This window comes from Streptomyces sp. NPDC058964 (assembly GCF_042741275.1).
GTDB lineage: Bacteria > Actinomycetota > Actinomycetes > Streptomycetales > Streptomycetaceae > Streptomyces.
In genome coordinates, this window is record NZ_JBHYKH010000250.1 from 8,451 (window position 1) to 12,859 (window position 4,409).

Here is a 4,409-nt window from a genome sequence, read left to right on the forward strand (position 1 = left end):
TGGGGGGCGGCTCTGGGGTCGGGGGGCCGGGGGCGTTGGTGGGCGCGCGCGTGAGGGGCCGCGGCGGGGCCGTGGCCCCGGTCGTACCGGGCCCGCGCCGCGCCGAGCTGCCGCGTCGAGGCTCAGCCCTTCGGCTGGGCCAGCTGGACCAGGTTGCCGACCGTGTCGTCGAGCACGGCGGCGATCACCGGGCCCTGCTCCTGCGGCTCGTGCGTGAAGCGCACACCGAGTCCGAGCAGCCGCTCGTGCTCCGCCCGGATGTCGTCCACGGAGAAGACGATCGCGGGGATCCCCGCCGCGTACAGGGCCCGGCGGTACGGCTCCGCGATGGGGCTGTCGCCGGGCTCCAGGAGCAGTTGGAGGTCCGGCTGGGCCCCGTCCCGCGCGCCGACCGTGACGAACAGCGTGCCGCCGCCCAGGTCCAGGTCGGTGCGCGTCTCGAAGCCGAGCACGTCCGTGTAGAACGCGTGGGCCTTCGCCACGTCGTCGACGTAGACGCCGGTCATCGCGACCTTGATCATGCCGTGCCTCTCAGATGCCCAGCCGCTTCGAGCCGTGCAGCGTGGTGATCGCGTTCTCGTCGCCGTCCAGCTCGACCCTGGCGGCGCTCTGACGGCCGTACGTGAACAGCAGCAGCTCGGACGGCTCCCCGGTGACCGTCACCACCGGCGTGCCCCGGTGCGCGACCGCCGTCTGGCCGTCCGGACGGCGCAGCACCACACCGGTCGGGGCGCCGCGGCCCACCAGGCGGGCGGAGCGCTCCAGCCGGGACCACAGGGCGTCCTGGAAGACCGGGTCCAGCTCGCGCGGCGTCCAGTCCGGCTGGGCGCGGCGGACGTCCTCGGTGTGAACGTAGAACTCGACCGTGTTCGACGCCTCGTCGATCTGCTTCAGCGAGAACGGCGAGAAGCGCGGAGGGCCGGTACGGATCAGCTGGATCAGTTCCTCGTACGGCTTCGCCGCGAACTCCTCCATCACCCTGTCCAGGCGGGACGCGAGCGGCTTGATCAGAATTCCCCCGGCGGCGTCGGGGCGGCGCTCCCGCACCACCACGTGCGCGGCCAGGTCACGGGTCTGCCAGCCCTCGCAGAGGGTCGGTGCCTCCGGACCGCAGGTTTCCAAGAGGTCGGCGAGCAGGAGCCGTTCACGCTTGGCGAAGGTCGACATGCTGTCAGCCTACGACCGGGTATCCGGTCCGCCCAGTGGACACCACGCCGTCACTGTCAGTGGCGCGCGGCACAATGGCACCCATGACCAGCACGCCCCCGCCCAGCAGCCTCGACCCGGAGATCGCCGTGCGCCTCAAGCGCAGCGCCGACGGGCTCGTCCCCGCCATCGCCCAGCAGTTCGACACCGGAGAGGTGCTGATGCTCGGCTGGATGGACGACGAGGCGCTGCACCGCACGCTGACCACCGGCCGCTGCACCTACTGGTCGCGCAGCCGCCAGGAGTACTGGGTCAAGGGCGACACCTCCGGCCACTTCCAGTGGGTGAAGTCCGTCGCCCTCGACTGCGACGCCGACACCGTGCTGGTCAAGGTCGACCAGGTCGGCGCCGCCTGTCACACCGGCGCCCGCACCTGCTTCGACGAGGACGTGCTGCTCAAGGACGCCGATTCCGGCCCGGCCGCCCACGATCAGTAAGGTCAGCCGCCATGGACCTCGAAGCCTTCCGCAAGCTGGCCACCGACCGCCGCGTCATCCCGGTCACCCGCAAGCTCCTAGCCGACGGCGACACCCCGGTCGCCCTCTACCGCAAGCTCGCGGCCGAGCGGACCGGCACGTTCCTGCTGGAGTCCGCGGAGAACGGCCGTTCCTGGTCCCGCTACTCCTTCGTGGGGGTGCGTTCGGCCGCGACCCTGACCGAGCGCGGCGGCCAGGCCCACTGGCTCGGCACCCCGCCCGTCGGAGTCCCCGTCGACGGCGACCCGCTGGCCGCCCTGCGCGCCACGATCGAAGCCCTCCACACCCCGCACCAGGAGGGCATGCCGCCCTTCACCGGCGGAATGGTCGGCTACCTCGGCTACGACATCGTGCGCCGCCTGGAGAAGATCGGCCCCGGCGAGCGGGACGACCTCCGGCTGCCCGAACTGACCATGCTCCTCACCAGCGATCTCGCGGTCATGGACCACTGGGAGGGCTCCGTCCTGCTGATCGCCAACGCGATCAACCACAACGACCTCGACACCGGCGTGGACGAGGCGTACGCGGACGCCGTGGCCCGCCTCGACGCCATGGAGGCCGACCTCTCGCGCGCGGTCGCCCAGCCCCCGGCCGTCCTCCCCCCGTCCGAACTCCCCGCGTACACCGCGCTGTGGGGCGGCCCGGACTTCCAGGAGGCCGTCGAGGACATCAAGGAGCGCATCCGGGCGGGCGAGGCCTTCCAGGTCGTACCGTCGCAGCGCTTCGAGACGGAGTGCACGGCGAGCGCGCTGGACGTGTACCGGGTCCTGCGGGCCACCAACCCGTCCCCGTACATGTACCTGTTCCGCTTCGACGGTTTCGACGTCGTCGGCTCGTCGCCCGAGGCCCTGGTCAAGGTGGAGGGCGGGCAGGCCATGGTCCACCCCATCGCCGGCACCCGGCACCGCGGCGCCACCCCGCAGGAGGACCAGGCCCTCGCCGACGAACTGCTCGCCGACCCCAAGGAGCGCGCCGAGCACCTGATGCTGGTCGACCTAGGCCGCAACGACCTGGGACGGGTCTGCGCGCCCGGCTCGGTCGAGGTCGTCGACTTCATGTCCATCGAGCGGTACTCGCACGTGATGCACATCGTCTCGACGGTCACCGGCCGGGTGGCGGAGGGCCGTACCGCCTTCGACGTCCTGACCGCCTGCTTCCCGGCGGGCACGCTGTCGGGCGCGCCCAAGCCGCGCGCGATGCAGATCATCGACGAACTGGAGCCCTCCCGGCGCGGACTGTACGGCGGCTGCGTCGGCTACCTGGACTTCGCGGGCGACTCCGACACCGCCATCGCCATCCGCACGGCCCTGCTGCGTGACGGCACCGCGTACGTCCAGGCGGGCGCCGGCATCGTCGCCGACTCCGACCCGGTCGCCGAGGACCAGGAGTGCCGCAACAAGGCGGCGGCGGTCCTGCGCGCGGTGCACACGGCCAACCGGCTGGGCGGGACCGGCGAGTAGAGGCGAGGCTCACGTGAACCCCGGGTGACGCTTCGCCCGGAGTGCAGGCGATAGTGGAGTACGTGACTGCTGTACCTCACCCCCGTTCCGAAGCCGCGGAATCCGCGCGGTCCGGCCGCAGGAGCCTCGCCATGGCCCTGCTGTGCGGTGCGCTCGGCGCCGCCGTGGCGCTGCTGGCCACCCGGCAGCGCTGGGCGGAGGGCACCGCGACGGTGGCCGGCGGCACCTTCCCGCTGACAGCCAAGGGCAGCGACGTCACGGGCGTTCCCGCGGCCCTCGCCATAGTGGGCCTCGCCGCGCTCGTCGCCGTCTTCGCCGTCCGCCGCCGTGGCCGCCTCCTGGTCGCCGCGCTCCTCGCCCTCTCCGGCGCGGGCACGGTCGCCGCCGCCCTGGTCGGCGCCTCCGACGGCTCCGTGCTCGACGAGCAGGCCGCCAAGGCGACCGGCGACACCGCCGCCACGGCGGCCGCGCTGAGCCACACGGGCTGGCCCTACGTCGCCGCGGTCGGCGGTGTGCTGCTCCTGCTCGCCGGGATCCTCGCGCTGCGCTACGGACGCCTGTGGCCCGCCATGTCCGGCCGCTACGAGCGCGGCACCGCCCGCCCGCGCCGCACACCCCGGGCCGCCGACCCCGACCGCCCGGAGGACCTCTGGAAGGCCCTTGACCGGGGCGAGGACCCGACGGGGGTGTGACGCGGGCCACTGGCCGCGCGCACCGGCGCGAGTGTGGCGAACCAGACGTGACCCCAGCCCACGGCACGGGTCGGAGTACGGAACAATGGGGTGTGAGCGTCCGGCTCACACGCACCCAGCAACGCACGCATACAGCAATGAGGAGCAAGCAATGGCGGGCAGCAGCCACGGACACACCCCGGCCGCCTGGACCGGTGTCACCATCGCCTTCATCGGTTTCTGCGTCGCGGGCGCGTTCATGGTGATGGCCCAGCCGCTGGGCTTCTGGGCCGGCATGGTGATCGTGGCCCTCGGCGGCGTCGTCGGTGCGGCCATGCGCGCCGCGGGCCTCGGCCAGCCGAAGGACGCCCACGCCGTGCGCCAGCCGCAGCCCCGGGCCGCGGCGACCCCCGAGCCGGCCGGCGTCGAGGGCTGATCAAGGGCTGATCGAGGGCTGATCGAGCGCTTCTCCGCGGAGGGGGGGGCGGGGCCCCCATTGTTGGGGGGCCCCCCCCCCCCCCCCGGGGCCCCCGGGGGCGGCCCCATCACGAAATGTGACCCCCACCCCCAAGCGGAGTAAAAAAACAGGAGAAGCA

Annotated in this window: 6 protein-coding genes; 4 read left to right on the top strand and 2 right to left on the bottom strand. The window is 73.0% G+C overall.

Annotation, left to right across the window (positions count from 1 at the left end; all coding sequences use genetic code 11):
• Positions 1 to 122 precede the first annotated feature (122 nt).
• Both ACFW2E_RS27075 and ACFW2E_RS27080 read right to left on the bottom strand, forming a co-directional pair.
• A complete protein-coding gene (locus tag ACFW2E_RS27075) occupies positions 123 to 521 on the bottom strand; it encodes a VOC family protein (RefSeq protein ID WP_384469675.1) in 399 nt (132 codons plus the stop codon).
• Positions 522 to 531: 10 nt separating this feature from the next.
• On the bottom strand, positions 532 to 1,167 hold the full coding sequence (locus tag ACFW2E_RS27080) for a TIGR03085 family metal-binding protein (protein WP_384469676.1): 636 nt from the start codon (positions 1,165 to 1,167) through the stop codon (positions 532 to 534).
• A gap of 83 nt (positions 1,168 to 1,250) precedes the next feature.
• Here ACFW2E_RS27080 and hisI point away from each other — a divergent pair, with 83 nt between their 5' ends.
• From hisI to ACFW2E_RS27100, 4 genes are all read left to right on the top strand, one after another.
• A complete protein-coding gene (gene hisI, locus ACFW2E_RS27085) occupies positions 1,251 to 1,643 on the top strand; it encodes a phosphoribosyl-AMP cyclohydrolase (protein WP_384469677.1) in 393 nt (130 codons plus the stop codon).
• A gap of 11 nt (positions 1,644 to 1,654) precedes the next feature.
• Positions 1,655 to 3,142, top strand: coding sequence for an anthranilate synthase component I (locus tag ACFW2E_RS27090; protein ID WP_384469678.1), 1,488 nt, complete (start codon positions 1,655 to 1,657; stop codon positions 3,140 to 3,142).
• 53 nt (positions 3,143 to 3,195) lie between these two features.
• Entirely contained in the window at positions 3,196 to 3,834 is a 639-nt protein-coding gene (locus ACFW2E_RS27095; RefSeq protein WP_384469679.1) for a TIGR02234 family membrane protein, read from the top strand.
• 151 nt (positions 3,835 to 3,985) lie between these two features.
• Positions 3,986 to 4,249, top strand: coding sequence for an HGxxPAAW family protein (locus tag ACFW2E_RS27100; protein WP_384469680.1), 264 nt, complete (start codon positions 3,986 to 3,988; stop codon positions 4,247 to 4,249).
• Positions 4,250 to 4,409 lie beyond the last annotated feature (160 nt).